Genomic DNA, 17,676 nt, shown 5'->3' on the forward strand with positions numbered 1-17,676 from the left:
TTTTAACCTAAACTCCGCTACAATGCCCGCCATTATAGCAAAGACTGGACAATGATACAAACTTTTCAAGATTACCAAAATTGTGTAGAACGCGCCTGCAAATACGCCCATCACTACTATGTGCTAGACGATCCACTGGTAAGCGATTCTGAGTATGATGCGCTGTATGCCCAAATTGCAGAGTATGAGCGCGCTCACCCAAAACAGATTTTAGAGCATTCTCCCACCCAACGCGTAGGCGACGCTCTGCTTTCGTATCTGCCCAAACACACCCATTTAGAACGCATGTGGAGCTTGGATAATGTCTTTGATTTGGAAGGCTTGCAAGCATGGATAGCGCGCATTCTTAAGGTATACCCCCATGCGCGCTTCACTTGTTCACCCAAATTAGACGGAGTGTCGCTCAATCTCTTCTACGATCAAGGTAAATTAATCAGTGCTGCTACGCGAGGCAATGGCATTGAGGGCGAGCTTGTTACTCATATTGCTAAAACGATTCGCTCTATCCCTTTGCGCATTGCATCCACAAACCCCCTAGAAATCCGCGGAGAGGTAACCATTGAGAGCGCAGATTTTGAAAAGATCAATGCGCAGAGAGCAAAGTTAAACCAGCCCCTTTTTGCTAACGCGCGCAATGCAGCAGCAGGGAGTTTACGCCAACTTGATCCGCGTATAAGCGCGGCGCGTAAACTTAATTTTACTCCCTGGGGTTTAGGGCGTTGCACCCCCTCTAGCTCCAGCTTTAAAGGCATGATGGACTCCTTATTACAAGACTTTTTACCCATGCCTTTTAGTCTTTGTAGCGCTATAGAGGAAATCCAACAGGTTTATACAGAACTGCATGCCCAAAGAGAGCGCGCCAAAGTGGGCATGGATGGCATGGTGGTGGTGGTGGATGATTTTGCCATGCAAAAAGAACTAGGTTTCACCCTCAAAGCCCCCCGCTTTGCCATTGCCTACAAATTTCCCGCTCTTGAAAAACACACCCGCTTATTAGAGGTGATAGCTCAAGTAGGGCGTAGCGGGGCGATCACTCCTGTCGCGCGCCTAGAGCCCATTAACTTAGATGGGGCGCAGGTGGCGCGCGCCACACTCAATAGTTATACAGATATTCAGCAAAAGGACTTAAGGCTTAATGACATGGTGGTCGTGCTTAGAAGCGGTGATGTGATCCCTCAAGTGATCAAACCTTTGATCCATTGGCGCGATGGTTCACAAGCCCCCATCATTCCCCCCACCCACTGCCCCAGTTGTAAGACTCTCTTAAAACAACAGCCCCTTAATATCTGCCCACAATGCCATTTGCCTCTTTTACTTAAAGATAAGCCTAATTTTTGCTCCTCTTGTGTGCGTTTTGCCCCCCATACCCACCTCAAAAACGCGCGTTCTTGTCCCCTATGCGCGCAAGCCCTAGAATATAAGCCCTTTTGTTATCGCTGTAACTTAGACTTGAGTTCCTACACACGCGCGCTCTATTGTCCTAATCCCTCTTGCAAGGCGAAACTACATGCCAGCTTGGTTTATTTCGCTTCTAAGCAGGGGCTAGAGATTAGCGGGCTAGGGGATAAAGTGGTGGGGCAATTATTGCAAGTGGGTTTGGTGAGCCAAATTAGCGATCTGTACGCGCTCACATTGGAGGATTTGCTCCAGCTAGAGGGCTGGAAGCACAAGCGTGCCCAAAATCTGCTAGATGCTATCGCCAAAACTAAACACGCTCCTTTATGGCGTTTTATTAACGCTTTGGGGATTGAAAATGTCGGCAAGGGGGCGAGTAAGAAGCTCGCGGGCATTCTAGGCTTAGAAGTATTTAATCAAGATGAAAAGGGTTATCAAGAGGCATTTAAGAAAGTCTTTGCGGGCAAGAGTGGTGATTATAAAAGCGCGCGTTCTTTTTGGGAATTTGTACGCCTTAACAAAGAGCAGATCGCCCATTTGATGTGCCTGCTTGAGCCTAGTATTGAGCCTAAGCAGAGCGCACACACGCATGGGTTTTTTCAGGGCAAGGTGGTGGTTATTACGGGAAGCTTTAACATGCCCAGAGAACAATTAAGCCAATTTTTAGAGAGTTTGGGCGCGCAGGTAAAAAGCCAAGTGAGCGCAAAAACTCACCTACTACTATGTGGAGAAAATCCCGGAAGTAAGTTAGAAGAGGCCAAAAAAAAAGGTATTCCTATTATGGAGATAGATGCATTGCGCAAGTGTCTTAAAGAAAGTATGCCCCCTCCTTCCTTCATACTCTAAGAGTCGTCCTCTGCGCCGATCTTATAGCCATAAAGAGCAAAAAAGATGACATAAAAATAACAAACTAAAGGCACTAGGTAAGAAGCAATCAAACCCATGTGATCGGCTACAAGACCTTGTGTAGGAGGTACTATAGCCCCACCCACAATAGCCATACAAATAATCCCAGAAGCTTGGCTTGTGAACTTGCCTAAATTTTTAGTAGCTAGAGAGAAAATAGTAGGAAACATGATGGAGTTAAAAAGCCCTATGATAAGTAGGGCGTAAATCGTGAAGTGATTATCAAATGCAATTGCAAGCGCAATCAGCAACACATTTACTACAGCATTAAAACCTAGGCATTTATTGGGCGCAATAATTTGCATGATCGCACTCCCTAAAAAGCGACCCACCATCGCCCCACCCCAATAAGCACTGATATAGGTTGCCCCCACTTTGGCATCCATGTTAGCAACTTTTTCCATTGTTAGAATAAGGAATGATCCAATAGATACTTCTGCGCCCACATAAAAGAAAATCGCCAAAGCTCCTAGCACCAAATGGGGGTATTCAAAGAGACTTTGCTTACCATCGTGATTTTCCTCACTAATTTGTTCAGCACGATCGCGCACATCCGGAAGCTTGAGCAAATAAACAAGAATGCCCAATAAGACAAGCACCCCTGCAATCATTAAATAAGGGATTTGCACAGATTGCGCGTCTTTGATCTTATCTACAATATGAGTGGTATCTGCAATAATGAGCGATGCCCCAAAAATAGGCCCTAAGGTCGTGCCTAGTGAATTAAAGGCCTGCACCAAAGTGAGCGCGCTCGCCTCTTTGCCCGGGGCCAACAGAGTCACAAAAGGATTACCTGCAGTTTGCAAAAGCACGACTCCACTAGCCAAAATAAAAAATGCGCCTAAAAAGATAGGGTAAGAGGCAGTAGAGGCAGCGGGGTAGAATAGAATACAACCCAAAGCGGTGAGCAAAAAACCCCCCACCACGCCTGCCGGATACCCGATCTTATCTAGGAGTTTTCCAAAAGGCCCTCCAGTGATGAAATAAGCCCCAAAAAAACAAAGTTGCACCAAAGCTGCTTCAAAATGGTTGAGATCAAAAATTCTCTTGAGATGAGGAATCAAAATATCGTTTAAAACCGTAATAAAACCCATGGCAAAAAATAGTGCCGTCAGTGCACCCAGCGCAAAGCTGTTACTCTTGGTCTGCATGTGAAATTCCTTTGTTGTAGGTTTTATAGAGATTGATGAGGTGCTGGGTGGAGCTATCATGGGGGTTTTTGGACTCCTCCTCGCGCAACTGAATGAGAATATCCTTAGCTAATTCCTTGCCCAGCTCCACGCCCCATTGATCAAAACTATTAATATCCCAAATCGCCCCCTGTACAAAAATTTTATGTTCATAGAGCGCAACCAAATTACCTACACTCTTAGGTGTGATCGCGTCCAATAAAAGCATGTTGCTAGGACGATTGCCTGAAAAAACCCGATGGGGCGCAATCAGGCGCGCGCTCTCTGCTTCCATGCCCTTATCTAGGAGTTGCTGATAGGCTTCTGTGTAATCCTTACCCTTCATGAACGCTTCCGCTTGAGCAAAAACATTGCTTAAAAGAATTTCATGGTGGCCGGGTAAATTGCCCTCCTTGCTCAAAGAAGCGATAAAATCAATGGGGGTTAAATGTGTACCCTGATGGAGCAACTGAAAAAAGGCATGTTGGGAGTTGATCCCCAAATCACCCCAAATGATGGGGCCAGTATCGTAATTGACCACTTCCCCACATAAAGTCGTGCGCTTGCCATTGCTTTCCATATCCAACTGCTGGATAAATCTAGGGAAATAGCGCAAATACTGATCATAAGGGGCGATCAAATGACTGCCCGCATCAAAGAAGTTCACATACCAAATCCCTAGTAGGGCTAAAATCACGGGCATGTTATGCTCAAAGGGAGTATTTCTAAAATGCATGTCCATTTCATAAGCCCCGCCCAAAAGCTCTTGAAAATTCTCCTTGCCTAGATAAATCATAATGGAGAGCCCAATTGCCGACCACAGACTATAACGCCCCCCCACCCAATTCCAAAACTCAAACATGTTTTTCGTGTCGATCCCAAAATCTTGCACGGCTTGTTTATTGGTGGACACGGCGACAAAATGTTTGGCAATATGGGCGCGATCATGGGCGTGATCTAAAAACCACGCGCGCGCACTCAGAGCGTTAGTTAAGGTTTCTTGAGTGGAAAAAGTCTTAGAAGCGACAATAAAGAGTGTGGTTTCCGGATGGATTTTATCCAACACGCTTTGAATTTGAATCCCATCTACATTAGAAACAAAATACATGTTTAAGCGCGGGTGAGCGTAGCGTTTGAGTGCTTTGCACACCATTAATGCCCCCAAATCTGAACCTCCGATCCCAATATTAACAACATCAGTGATCACTTGATTACTATAACCTAGCCAACGCCCACAGCGCAGAGCGTCGCTAAAATCTGCCATGCGCGCAAGCACATCGCGCACTTTGGGCATCACATCTTCCCCCTCTACCACGATGGGATCGTGTGCTTGGTTGCGCAAAGCCGTATGCAAGACCGCGCGCCCCTCTGTGGTGTTGATTTTTTCCCCGGAAAACATCGCTTCAATCTTGCGCTCTAGACCACACCCTTGAGCTAAATCTCTCAAAAGCTTCAAAGTTTCATCACTGATGCGGTTTTTAGAATAATCCAAACAGAGACTGCCCACTTTGAGAAAATAGCGCGTGGCGCGCTCTGGGTCTTTGGCAAACATGTCTTTCATGTGCGCTTCTTTGAGGTGGGTAAAATGCGCGCTTAAGGCCTTAAAGGCGGGCAGGGCGGTAAAATTCATGCCTTTGCCTTTAAATGGTTTTCTAAAGCGACCGCTACGCCTTTAATACCGGGGTATTTGGAGAGCACTACATAGACTGGAATGGCCGCCAAATACGCCGCAAAACGCCCCTTATTTTCAAAGCGCAGACGGAAGGGCGAGGTTTTGAAATAGTCAATGAAGCGTGGGATAATCCCACCACACAAATACACCCCTCCGCGCGCACCTAAAATCAAGGCCATGTTGGAGGCCACAGTGCCTAAGATAGTGCAAAAAATATCCAAAGTAAGACGACATAGAGGTGATTTACCGCTGAGTGCCTGTTGGCTGATGAGCTCAGGGGTCATATGATTGACTTTAACGCCCTCTCGATCAGCTAGGGCGGCATGGATAAGCACTAAGCCTGCACCGCTTAAAAAGCGTTCAGCAGACACATGTCCATATTTTTTACGCGCATAATGCCAAATCATAATCTCGGTATCATCAAAGGGCGCAAAGCTCACATGCCCCCCCTCTCCAGCTAAGGCGGTGTAAGAGCCATCACAGCAGGGAATGAGCGCGCTCACCCCTAAGCCTGTACCCGGTCCTAAAACCACCTTAGGTGCATCAATCCCGCACACATTCCCCCCCACCTGTACTAACTCTTCGGAGCTGATCTGAGAAATGGCATGCGCTTGAGCGGTGAAGTCATTGATCAAAATAAGCACCTCTAAGCGCAGGGCTTGGCGTGTGGTTTCAATAGAAAATGCCCAATGGTGGTTAGTCATCTGCACCCAATCCCCCATCACCGGGTTAGCGATGGCAATCGCGGCGTATTTCACCGTGGGGTTTTTGACCTTAGAGAGATACGCCTTGATCGCATCAACAACGGTGCTATAGTCTTGGCATGGCAAGACTTCAATATGCTCAATCTGTTGGGGGGCAACCTCTAGCCCAAAGCGTGCGTTCGTGCCTCCAATGTCGGCAAGCAGGCGGGGGTAAGTTTTATCGAGTATAGAAGACATTACAACTCACCTTTTCAGAATGTAAGATGTAGGAAATGGGAAGTTGGGGGTTGATCCCCTTAGAAGCCTCATCAAAAACCCTGCGTTTTTCCTCTCCAGAGATGAGTAACCAGCATTCCTTACAGCTCTCTAAAGCGTGCAAACTCATGCTAATGCGCTTGTGGGGGGCGTTTTTTGGTGTGGTGAGCACAAGGGGCTGGGTTGTGCTTAGGGCATGCTCGTATTCAGGTGCATCGGGGAAAAGCGAGGCGGTGTGTCCGTCCAAGCCCATGCCAAGCAGTGCCAAATCGGGTTGCTTGTAACTCTCCAGGGCCTTTTGTAAGATCATCTCGGGAGGGAGGCTGGCATCTGCAACTAAGGGGGTAAAGGGCACATCAATGTTAAATTTAGAGCGCACCTTATCTAAAAAATGCCTATGGATCAAACGCGCGTTGCTATCCTCGTGATCGGGGGGGACAATGCGATCGTCCACCAAACTAAGAGTGTATTCATCCCACCAAGTGAGACCTGCTAAATATTCTAAAAAGGGGATCGGGCTTTTGCCTCCCGAAAAGGCGATATGGATTTGGTGATCGTCTGTGGCATAAAGATAGTCTAGATCATCCGTGAATGCACTAGCATGGCATCCAAAACTATCTAGGCATCCTTGAGGAGTACCCATATCGGTAAGTTCTAAAAAATTCAAAACCACGCACGCCCCTCCTTCTCCAGCAGATCAAAAGCCTCTTTGGGACCAAAACTCCCCGCTGGGTAGAAATACAAGGGGGTTTCATTGGCTTGCCATGCTTGCAAGATGGGATCAAGCCACACCCAAGCGGCTTCTAACTCGTCTTGGTGGTTAAACGCGCTTTGGTTGGAGTCAAACGCGTCCAAGATGAGTCGTTGGTAAGCGTCCATGCCACTTTCTAGCGCGCTAGAAAGTGTAAAGGGAGCAAGCTTAAAACAGAGAGAGGGATTGGGTTGGACATGAAACTCTAGGAAATTACCCCCTTTAAAAGCCACTCTAGCGCGCACAAAGGAGTCTCCCATGCGCTTACCCGTGCGCAAATAAAAGGGCACGCCCGCCCACTCAGGGCGATCAATCTCTAGTTTGAGCGCGACAAAGGTTTCCGTTTGGCTTTGTGGATTGATATGGGGTTCTTGACGATAACCTACAAAGTCTCTATGCGCGCTATATTGGGCGCGAATCACTTGTTTGGCGAGGTTTTTAGGTTGCAGAGGTTTGAGGCTTTTGAGTAGGGTGAGCTTGGCTTGGCGAATTAAGGGGGCTTCTAGCTTGTTTGGCAGAGGTAAGGTGAGCAGGCTCAACATTTGGAGCATGTGATTTTGGAGCATGTCGCGCAACGCGCCCATGGGATCATAAAAACCGCCCCGACTCTCCACTCCCAAAGTCTCACACACACTAATTTGCACATGATCGATATGATTTTTATTCCAAAGGCTTTGGAGCAAAGGGTTTGAAGCGCGCCAAGTTAGGAGGTTTTGCACGCTCTGTTTGCCTAAGTAATGATCAATGCGATAAATCTGACTCTCTTGATAATACTGGGCGATACTCTCATGGATGGCGCGCGCGGAATGCAAATCCACGCCTAAGGGTTTTTCCAACACAATTTTGGCAGAGGGCGCATTCAGCCCCACTTGGGCTAAGTGTGCGCAAGCGAGCGCAAAAAACTCCGGGGCGATAGAAAAGTAAATTAAAGTATTGGGGTGGAGGGTAGAGGTTTGGAGGGCTCTAAAATCTTCTGCCCTATTTAAATCCATGGACGCATAGCGGACTTTTTGGGTAAAATTTTCCCACAAATCTTGCTCTTTTGGGGCAAATTTTGCTTTGACCTTAGAGTCTAATACATGTAAAAATTCCTCTTGGGTGAAGCGCGAGCGCCCTGTGGCTAAAATATTAGGGGTTAATAATTGATCCCTATAGGCCCTATAAAGGGCGGGGAATATTTTGCGTAGGGCTAAATCCCCCGTTGCGCCCAGCAAAATAAAATGACCCTCACGCATGAAAATCCTTTAAACCCAGCCTACGCATGGGATATTTTTACCAAAAAGATAGCATACTTTGCGCATGCACAAGACATATAAGGATCATCTATGGCACTAAAAGCCCTCAACCATGTTACAAAACTTATCATGGAGCGCAGTAAATCCACCCGTCAAGCTTACTTAGAGCGCATCGCTGGGCATCAAGGCAAGATCGCGCGTAAAGACTTGGGTTGTGCGAATTTAGCCCACACTTACGCCAGCCTACCCGCTCATCTCAAAAACACTATCAAAGACACCCAAAGGCGCAACTTTGCGATTGTTTCGGCATATAATGATATGCTCTCCGCCCACCAGCCTTTTAAAACTTATCCCGATCTGCTCAAAGAAGAGCTTTTTAAACATGGTTTGAGCGCGCAATTTGCCGGAGGCGTGCCGGCCATGTGTGATGGGATCACACAAGGGTATGAGGGCATGGAGCTCAGTCTTTTTTCGCGCGATGTGATCGCGATGAGCACCGCGATCGCGCTCTCTCATAATGTCTTTGATGGGGCGTTTTACTTGGGGGTGTGTGATAAGATCGTGCCCGGTTTGCTCATGGGGGCGTTGCATTTTGGGCATTTGCCCAGTATTTTTGTGCCCTCAGGGCCGATGAGTAGCGGGATTTCTAACGCACAAAAGTCTAAAACGCGTGAACTCTTTGCACAGGGCAAAATCTCACGAGACGCGCTCTTAGAGAGTGAAATGCAATCTTACCACTCTGTGGGCACTTGCACCTTTTATGGCACGGCCAATTCTAACCAAATGATGGTGGAGCTCATGGGCTTGCACCTACCAAATTCTGCCTTTATCAATCCTACTACCTCCTTGAGGCAGGCCTTAGTTAAAGCAGCTGCTACGCATATGGCTACCCAAGAGGTTAAACCCATTGGGGTGTTGCTAAGTGAAAAGAATATTGTGAACGCGATGGTGGGCTTGATGGCGACAGGAGGCTCAACTAATCACACTATCCATCTTGTAGCGATTGCCAAGGCCGCAGGGATTATCATTAATTGGGATGATTTTGACGCGATTTCTCAGATGACCCCCCTGCTAACGCGCGTCTATCCCAATGGCAAAGCCGATGTGAATCAATTCGAGGCAGCCGGAGGGTTAGCCTTTGTGGTGCGCGAGTTGCTAAGTGCCGGGCTCTTGCATGAGGATTGTGAGACAATCATGGGAGAGGGGCTACATGCCTACACCAAAAACCCCTATTTGCTGGAGGACAAGCTCACCTATAAGGAGGGCGTATTGGAGAGTCTAGACACTAATATTGTGCGCCCTATAAAAGAACCCTTTAGCCTAGATGGAGGCCTAAGAACACTTAAAGGCAATTTAGGGCGCGCGGTGATCAAGGTTTCGGCTGTGGCTAAGGAACACCAAAAAATCCAAGCCCCCGCGCTCATTTTCCACTCCCAACAAGAGTTTTTAGATCGCTTTAAACAAGGGGATTTGAATCGCGACTTCATCGCCGTGTTGCCCTATCAAGGCCCCCGGGCCAATGGCATGCCCGAATTGCACAAACTTACCCCCATTTTAGGCACACTCCAAGATCAGGGCTTTAAGGTGGCGTTGATCACTGATGGGCGCATGAGTGGGGCATCGGGCAAAGTGCCTGCAGCCATTCATTTGAGCCCGGAAGCTCTGTTAGGCGGGGCGATCGCGCTTTTGCAAGAAGGCGATGAGGTGCTTTTGGACGCACAAGAAGGGGTCTTACAAGCTTTAGTAGGTTCTAAAGAATGGGAGAGCAGAACGCCTAAGCCCGCCCCACGCGATCACTTTGGCAGTGGACGCGAGCTCTTTGCCGCCTTTAGAAGTGTAGCCACCAGTGCAGAAACTGGAGCGACTAGTTTTGGAAATTAAGGAGAATAAATGCAAGCCTTAGAGATTTTAAATTGCGGGAAAATTATCCCTGTGATCACTTTGCCAGAGCCCAAACATGGCATACCCCTTGCTCAAGCCTTACTCAAGGGCGGGATTAAAATTTTAGAGATCACCTTGCGCACCCCGGGCGCGCTAGAGGGGATCGCTCTGATTGCTAAAGAAGTGCCTGAAGCCATCGTAGGCGCGGGCACAATCTTAAATGTTTCCATGCTGGAGCAAGCCCAAAAGGCAGGGGCGCGCTTTGCTATCAGCCCGGGGATCAATGCCAAATTTGCACAGGAGGCTAAGAGCGTGGATATTCCCTTGATTCCGGGAGTGGCGAGCGCGGGGGAATTGATGTTAGCTTTAGAATATGGCTTTAGCGCGCTCAAACTTTTCCCAGCAGAAGCGGTGGGGGGGGTGAAATTGCTCAAATCCTTTAGCGCGCCCTTTGCGGGTGTGCAATTTTGCCCTACGGGGGGGATCAGTTTAGAGAATATGCGTAATTATCTGGCCTTAGAAAATGTCGCTTGTGTGGGGGGTTCATGGCTCACCCCTCAAGACTTGATAACAAAGGGGCAATGGGATCAAATTACCCAAATTGCTAAACAGAGTGTGGTGCAGGCGAGTTTGCTATAATTAGACACATGAAACAATCCGTGAATACAAGTCCTCATTTAGTGTTGCGCGCTTCAGCAGGGAGTGGGAAGACCTTTGCGTTAGTGTTGCGCTATGTGGCTCTTCTCTTGCAGGGAGTGCGTGCCCATGAAATTTTGGCCATCACTTTCACCAATAAGGCCGCTGCTGAAATGCAGATGCGCGTGGTGAATGCGCTCGAAGATTTAATGGCAGATGCAATAAACAACCAACAAAATGCTACAGAATTTAAAAACCCCGCTTTGTTACAGGCCTTGCAAGATACCTACGGATTTGACTTAGGTGTTATCGCGTCTTGCATTCCTGCTGTTTATGCGCAGTTTATGGAAGATAAACCCCAAATCATGACCATTGATGCCTTTTTTCAAAGGGTGTTGCGCAAATTTAGCTATTTTGTGGGGGTGAGCGCACAATTTGCTTTGAGCAATTTAAACCCTCAAGAAAAACTTTTAAGCTTTGTCCAAGCCCTTAAACCTAAAGACAGAGAAAGTTTAAGGCGTTTTTGCGCGCATGTTTTGAATACAAGCAAAAGTTTTAATGCCACAGAAGCCCTAAATTCTATTTTAGACCTTTATTATAGTGGCGTGCAGGTGCAAAGTGTGCAAATCCCCAAAAAAGACCTCGACTTATCTGCCTTAGGAGAAGCAATTCTTGAAGATGCAAAGGCTATCAAAACAGAAATTGATAGGCGCGTCCCCACCCAAAAGGGCAGGGACATGTTTAAATGTGCCAATCTTCAAGAAGTGTTTTCTTGCCACAAACCCATCACAGAAGGTGCTAGTTATCACTATTTTAAAAAACACAAGCTTGAAGACCTAAATCCTGCCTTTGAGGCCCTCAAAGAGAAAATTATTTCTTACTACAAATGGCAAGAAATTTTGATCTTTCAAGAAGTCGCCCATTTTTTAGACCTCTATGCGCCCCACACACACAGCCCTACCCAATTAGACTTTAACGCCATCGCTCTAAAAACACATGCCCTCTTAGCAGGGAATTTGGTAGATAGGGATTTTTTCTATTTCCGTTTGGATGGGCGCATTAGCCACATTTTAGTGGATGAATTTCAAGACACCAGCGTGTTGCAATACCAAATTTTGCAACCCTTGATTGCAGAAATCAAGGCGGGCAGGGGGCAGAGTTTAGCAGATCGGAGCGTGTTTTTCGTGGGCGATGTCAAACAGAGTATTTATGGTTTTAGGGGGAGTTACAGCGATCTCTTTACCCATGCGTGCGCGGAATTTTCTAGCAGCGAATTAGACACAAACTACCGCAGTGATAAAGCTGTGCTTGACTTTGTCAACACCACTTTTTCTAAAAAATTTGGGGGACAATACAGCGCGCAAAAGGCACATCCAAATGCTAAAGAGGGCTTTGTGAAAGTGTGTAAGGCCCACGATCTTTTAGAAACTCTTTGTAATGAAGTGTGTACTCTATTGGAATCTGAAGTTTCTCCCCAAGAAATCGCCATTTTATGCTTTAAAAATCAGGATGTTACTACGATCAGAGATTTCTTGCTCAAGAGCTCCCATGCAACTTTGCAGGGCGTAGCTTTGATAAGCGAAACAGACACGCGTCTTTTAGCCCAAAGAGAGGCAAAAATTTTACTGCATGCCCTCAAGTATGTTTTAGCACCCCAACAGAACAAACCCTATCACATTGCCTGCATGGCCAAACTCTTAGGTCTAGCTCTACACACGCCCCTACAACTCCCTCATTTTGACTCTAATCTTAGTGCCTATCTTTTGGCTATCATGCGCACTTTCAAACTTTATAGCGATCCTGCACGCCACTTACTAGAGCTCTCTCTTAACCAACATGACATTGAGCAATTCATCACAGCACTAGAAAAAGAGGCGCTAGGTTTTAACCACACGGCCACACAAGGAATCAAGATCATGACTATCCATAAATCTAAGGGCATGGAATTTGGGCATGTGATTGTGGTCGAACCCTTTAGCAACAAAAAACCGGATACTTCTAAATTCTTTACCCTCTATGATCAAAAACATCTTAGACCTTTTTACCGACAACAACATAGAGAAAAATTTGATTCAGATTATGCCAAAGCCTCAGATATTCTCAAAGAGCGCAATGCTAGAGAGGATCAAAATGTCCTCTATGTAGCCTGCACGCGCGCTAAACATAGTTTGATTGTGATTGAAGATCCGCAAGAAAGCGTCTTTGGTTGGGAAGAGAGGCAAGTAGGCTCTATCATGCCCACACAAGCCCCTATCCCTCCCCAACAATTAGAATCCAACGCCCCCGTACTCTTGGAGAATCAAAAGGCTTTTGGCAGACAAGACGATCATTTGCGCAAGCAAGATCATAACCTCTCAAATTCGCGCCTTGCTTTGTATTTTGGGCAAGCCCTACATAAGGCGTTAGAACTGCATTATGGCTATGACCTTGTGTTAGCGCAGTTACGGCCTTATTTGCAATATCATTTTGGATTTATGGGTGTGCAAAACGCTCAGGTGCTCGCACGCTTACAAGCCTTGCAACAAGAAGAAAAATTTAACAGCCTCTTAAAACAAGGGATACTTAGTGTAGAACTCTCTTTTAAAATCGATCAACATGTATTACGCATGGATATGCTCATTAACAACCCCCAAGAAAAGCAACTATGGATTTTAGATTACAAAAGTGGGTCTACCTACTCCCACACGCACCAACAACAAATCTTAAGCTATCAAGAGAGCGTGGAGCGCATCTACCCTAAATACGGCGTGCATGGAATACTCATCTACGCCCTGCCCACAGGTATACAGGTACGCCCTATCTCTTAATAAGGACAGCGATGACACAACCGCCTAAAAATCTCTTTTTAGACTTCGTTAAGAGTGAATCCTTTGGGGGGATTTTCCTCTTCATTAGTGCCGTGTGGGCGATGATTTATGCCAACTCTTTTCTCTCCTCCTATTATTTTGAGCTCTGGCATCTAAACTTAGGCTTTAGCTTGGGGGGGCATTTTTTTGGCTTTTCGATCCACCACTGGATTGACGATGTGCTCATGGCAATCTTCTTCCTCTTGGTCGGGCTAGAGATCAAGCGCGAAGTGATGTATGGGGAGCTATGTGGCTTTAGCAAGGCGGCTTTTCCAGTCATTGCAGCGTTAGGGGGCATGATCGTTCCTGGACTCATTTATCATAGCTTGAATGCAGGCACGCCCAGCGCGCATGGCTTTGGAATCCCTATGGCCACTGATATTGCCTTTGCCTTGGGGGTGATCTTGCTCTTGGGCAAGCGCGTGCCTCCCGCGCTTAAAGTCTTTTTGGTAACTTTAGCGGTGGCAGACGATTTGGGCGCGATCGTGGTGATTGCGATCTTTTATAGTTCTAATTTAGATTTGATGTGGCTAGCTGGATCGGGGGGAATTTTGCTTGTGCTCATCTTGCTTAACGCGCTGGGAGTGCGCTATTTGTGGATGTATTTGCTCTTGGGCGTGGGGCTGTGGATCACTATGCATAATAGTGGGATTCATGCCACCATTGCCGGGGTCGCGCTTGCCTTTACCATTCCCATTAGGATCACCCAACGTAAACAAGTTTTACACAGCTTTGGGGCGATGATGGCGCATTTCAAAAGTGCTTTTGATCCGCGCACCCATAGCCATAACAAACCCCTAGATCAAGCCCAACGCGATATTCTCTACACTCTCCAAGATGCCACTAAAAACTTACAAAGTCCCTTAGAGCGTTTGGAGCACGCTCTGCACCCTTATAGCGCGTACTTCATCATGCCCTTGTTCGCGCTTGCTAATGCGGGCGTAGCTATTAATCAAGACTTGAATTTTAAGGTCGATGAAATTTTATGGGGCGTGATCTTAGGGCTGGTGGTAGGAAAACCTATTGGTATTTTGGGGATCACTTTTTTGGCCGAAAAGCTTAGGATTGCCAAACGCCCTGATGGAGTGAGTTGGGGGCAAATTTTAGGTGCGGGCATGCTCGCGGGCATTGGTTTTACCATGTCTATGTTTATGTCTAATCTGGCCTTCAATAATCAAGACGCGATGGAGGTGTCTAAAGTTGCCATTTTACTGGCTTCACTCATTGCTGGAATACTAGGTACGCTGTATTTGATAGTGATCGCAAAACTTAAAGCCAAAGCTTAAGTAAAGTTATTATAATTAGAAGTTTTGAATCTTAAAAGGAAGTTTTTATGAACCAAACTAAGGAAATTTTGACCTCTATTTTACCCCTTTTAGTGCTCTTTGCCATCTTCTACTTTTTGATTATCCGTCCCCAGCGCGTGCAAGCTAAGAAGCATAAAGAAATGTTGGAGAACTTGCAAAAGGGCGATAAAATCGTCTCACAAGGGGGTCTTATTTGTGAGGTGATCAAGCCGGAAGCCAACTTTTTTAAGGTGCGCTTGAATGAGGGTCTAGAGGTCAAGCTGGCTAAAAACTATGTCGCCTATAAACTGGATGAAGAGGAGGCGAGTAACCCAGTTTCTTTAAAGAAAGGGGCGTAGTAGCCTTTGGGGCGGGTGTTTAACGCGCGTTTACTGGTCTTTGTGATCGCGCTTGCTTTTGGAGTGGGGCTCTCCTTACCTAGTTTACTACAAACCAAAGGGCCTAAGATCACGCTAGGGCTAGATTTGCGCGGAGGTTTAAGTCTCTTGCTAGGGGTGCAAGTTGAAGAGGCGTTAAAGAACAAATACACCTCTATCGCCACTTCCCTAGATTATGCCTTTAAATCTCAAAATATCCTTGTTAAAGATTTACAATCCTCTTTACAAGGTGTGGAATTTGAGCTATTAGACCCAGATGAAGCCCCCGTTTTAAATAAAATCTTAGAGGATTTTAGCAAGGACGGCGTGCAGGTTGAACACACTGCAGAGCGCTATACCCTCTTTTTAGGCCTAGAAAAAGCCCAAGATTTCCAGCACCAAACTTTATTACAAGTCATCAATACAATCAGAAACCGCCTAGATCAATTCGGACTAGCTGAGCCCACGGTTTTACAACAAGGCAAAGATGCGATCTTGGTCCAGCTGCCCGGAATTAAAACTTTAGCTGAAGAACAGCGCGCTAAAGATCTCATCACCAAATCTGCGCATTTGCAGATGATGGCCGTGGATGAAGAAAAAAACCCCTACTTAGCAGAGCTCAGTCCAGAGGAAATCCACAAGTTAGGCGATATTGTACTGCCCTATGCGCCCCAGAGCGGGGGAGTAGGTTCTTTGCTCCTAAGGGCAATTCCCATCTTAGATGGAGAAATGCTCACAGACGCACAGGTAGCCTATGATAATAACAACCAACCGGTGGTGAGTTTTAGTTTGGATTCGCGTGGGGCAAAGATTTTTGGGGATTTTTCAGGCAATAATGTGGGCAAGCGCATGGCAGTGGTATTGGATAATAAGGTCTATTCTGCACCCTATATTAGAGAGCGCATTGGAGGGGGGAGCGGGCAGATTAGCGGGAGCTTTAGCGTGGAGCAGGCCAGCGATCTAGCCATTACGCTTAGAAGTGGGTCTTTGCGCGCTCCCATTGTTGTGCTAGAAAAGCGCATCATTGGGCCTAGCTTGGGGGCAGATAGTATCCGCACTTCCTTAATCGCGCTGGCTGGGGCGTTTGTGTTAGTCATCGCCTTTATGATTCTTTATTATTCTATGGCAGGGGTGATTGCCAGTGTCGCGCTGGTGGTCAATCTCTTTTTAATCATCGCGGTGATGGCACTCTTTGGAGCGACTTTAACCTTACCGGGCATGGCAGGAATCGTGCTCACTGTAGGGATCGCTGTGGATGCAAACATTATCATTAATGAGCGTATCCGCGAGGGGCTTAAGGGCAATGAGAGCGTGTTGCAGGCACTGCATTCAGGCTATGCCAATGCTTCGCGCGCGATCTTTGACTCCAATCTCACCTCTTTAATCGCCTCTTTTCTGCTCTATGCTTATGGTACGGGTTCTATTAAAGGCTTTGCGCTCACCACTGGCATAGGTATTTTAGCCTCTATTTTGACCGCCATTATCGGCACGCAAGGCTTTTACCAAGCCATCGCTCCCAAACTTTCTAAGAAAAAGAATTTGTATTTTTGGTTTGGCATTTCTTTAAAAACTCATGCAAAAAGAGGTAAGCATGGAACTCTTTAAGCGCGTGCGCGTCTTGGATTTTATGGGGTATTCCCGCTTCACTCTGCTCATTTCTGGCGCACTCATATGTGCCTGCGTGTTTTTAATGTTTTTCAAGGGCTTTAATTTGGGGGTGGATTTTGCCGGGGGCAGTGTAGTGCAGGTGCGCTTTGAAAAGGCAATTCCAGTCGCGCAGGTGCGCGCGCTAGTCGCGCAGGATTTTAAGGGCGTACAGGTGAGCGAATTTGGCGCGCCTGAAGAGGTGGTGATTAAAATCCCTTTGCTGGCCTCTGAGCAGAGTAACAAGCAGGATTTGGGCGTGCAAATTAGCCAATTACTCCAACCCTTGGGCAAGTTTGAAATTCGCAAATTAGACAGCGTAGGACCTAGAGTAGGCTCTGAACTCAAAGAAAAGGGCATTCTCTCTTTAGTGCTGGCCATCATTGCCATGATGATCTATGTGAGCGTGCGCTATGAATGGCGTTTTGCTCTAGCTGGAGTGATCGCCTTAGCTCATGATAGTCTCATTACAGCCGTGAGCGTGATCGTCTTTAATATCGATCTGAATTTAGAGGTGATCGCTGCGTTGTTGACCTTGCTAGGTTACTCCATTAACGACACCATTATTATTTTTGATCGTATCCGTGAGGGCATGCTCGCGCGCAAACAACAGAATCTAAACACCCTCATCAATCAAGCCATTTCGCACACCTTGAGTCGCACCCTTTTAACTTCTTTGACGGTGTTTTTTGTGCTCGCTGTGCTTTATATCTTTGGCTCTAAAATCTTAGTGGGCTTTTCTTTGCCCATGTTGGTAGGCACGATTGTGGGTACTTATAGTTCGATCTTTGTCGCCCCTAAAATCGCTGTGCTCTTGGGTTTTGACTTGAGTCGCTACCATGACAATACGCTTAAAAAACTCAAGCGCAAACAAGAAAAGGCGCGCTTGCGCCAACTCTACGAGCATGGACGCGTCTAA

General features: G+C 46.8%; 13 protein-coding genes. 8 read left to right on the forward strand and 5 right to left on the reverse strand.

From position 1 onward, the window contains the following. Window positions 1–51: 51 nt before the first annotated feature. Window positions 52–2,241 carry an NAD-dependent DNA ligase LigA gene (gene ligA / locus C6H00_RS05390; protein WP_104749988.1) on the forward strand — a complete coding sequence of 730 codons (2,190 nt, stop codon included), beginning with the start codon at window positions 52–54 and terminating at the stop codon, window positions 2,239–2,241. On the opposite strand, the gene C6H00_RS05395 is transcribed toward ligA, so the two are convergent. From C6H00_RS05395 to C6H00_RS05415, 5 genes are read right to left on the reverse strand one after another with little or no spacing between them, the layout of a single operon-like run. Next, window positions 2,238–3,452, reverse strand: coding sequence for a sugar MFS transporter (locus C6H00_RS05395; protein WP_104749989.1), 1,215 nt, complete (start codon window positions 3,450–3,452; stop codon window positions 2,238–2,240). The two genes, ligA and C6H00_RS05395, sit on opposite strands and share 4 nt — an antisense overlap. Next, a complete protein-coding gene (gene pgi, locus C6H00_RS05400; RefSeq protein ID WP_104749990.1) occupies window positions 3,436–5,100 on the reverse strand; it encodes a glucose-6-phosphate isomerase in 1,665 nt (554 codons plus the stop codon). Before pgi ends, C6H00_RS05395 begins: the two co-directional genes overlap by 17 nt. After that, complete coding sequence (locus C6H00_RS05405) at window positions 5,097–6,083, reverse strand: glucokinase (protein WP_104749991.1); 987 nt, start codon at window positions 6,081–6,083, stop codon at window positions 5,097–5,099. The genes pgi and C6H00_RS05405 overlap by 4 nt, the downstream gene beginning before the upstream one ends. Beyond that, window positions 6,064–6,768: a 6-phosphogluconolactonase gene (pgl, locus tag C6H00_RS05410; protein WP_233704439.1), complete on the reverse strand. Its 705-nt coding sequence runs from the start codon at window positions 6,766–6,768 to the stop codon at window positions 6,064–6,066. Before pgl ends, C6H00_RS05405 begins: the two co-directional genes overlap by 20 nt. Then, entirely contained in the window at window positions 6,765–8,087 is a 1,323-nt protein-coding gene (locus C6H00_RS05415; RefSeq protein ID WP_104749992.1) for a glucose-6-phosphate dehydrogenase, read from the reverse strand. The genes pgl and C6H00_RS05415 overlap by 4 nt, the downstream gene beginning before the upstream one ends. 90 nt (window positions 8,088–8,177) lie before the next feature. Between C6H00_RS05415 and edd the strand changes: the two genes are divergently transcribed. Genes edd through secF form a run of 7 tightly spaced genes read left to right on the forward strand, consistent with a single transcriptional unit; the run spans window position 8,178 to window position 17,676 of the window. Next, complete coding sequence (gene edd / locus C6H00_RS05420) at window positions 8,178–9,968, forward strand: phosphogluconate dehydratase (RefSeq protein WP_104749993.1); 1,791 nt, start codon at window positions 8,178–8,180, stop codon at window positions 9,966–9,968. 9 nt (window positions 9,969–9,977) lie between these two features. Continuing rightward, window positions 9,978–10,607 (forward strand): bifunctional 4-hydroxy-2-oxoglutarate aldolase/2-dehydro-3-deoxy-phosphogluconate aldolase, encoded by a 630-nt coding sequence (locus tag C6H00_RS05425; protein WP_104749994.1) that lies wholly within the window; start codon window positions 9,978–9,980, stop codon window positions 10,605–10,607. An 8-nt stretch (window positions 10,608–10,615) separates the two neighbouring features. Continuing rightward, window positions 10,616–13,411 (forward strand): RecB-like helicase, encoded by a 2,796-nt coding sequence (locus C6H00_RS05430; RefSeq protein ID WP_104749995.1) that lies wholly within the window; start codon window positions 10,616–10,618, stop codon window positions 13,409–13,411. Window positions 13,412–13,422: 11 nt separating this feature from the next. After that, entirely contained in the window at window positions 13,423–14,736 is a 1,314-nt protein-coding gene (gene nhaA, locus C6H00_RS05435) for a sodium/proton antiporter NhaA (RefSeq protein WP_104749996.1), read from the forward strand. Between the two features lie 47 nt (window positions 14,737–14,783). After that, window positions 14,784–15,095: a preprotein translocase subunit YajC gene (yajC, locus tag C6H00_RS05440; protein ID WP_104749997.1), complete on the forward strand. Its 312-nt coding sequence runs from the start codon at window positions 14,784–14,786 to the stop codon at window positions 15,093–15,095. Between the two features lie 6 nt (window positions 15,096–15,101). Then, on the forward strand, window positions 15,102–16,718 hold the full coding sequence (secD, locus tag C6H00_RS05445; RefSeq protein ID WP_199769196.1) for a protein translocase subunit SecD: 1,617 nt from the start codon (window positions 15,102–15,104) through the stop codon (window positions 16,716–16,718). Beyond that, window positions 16,705–17,676 carry a protein translocase subunit SecF gene (gene secF, locus C6H00_RS05450; protein WP_104749998.1) on the forward strand — a complete coding sequence of 324 codons (972 nt, stop codon included), beginning with the start codon at window positions 16,705–16,707 and terminating at the stop codon, window positions 17,674–17,676. Before secD ends, secF begins: the two co-directional genes overlap by 14 nt.

Source organism: Helicobacter cynogastricus (genome assembly GCF_900197855.1).
GTDB lineage: Bacteria > Campylobacterota > Campylobacteria > Campylobacterales > Helicobacteraceae > Helicobacter > Helicobacter cynogastricus.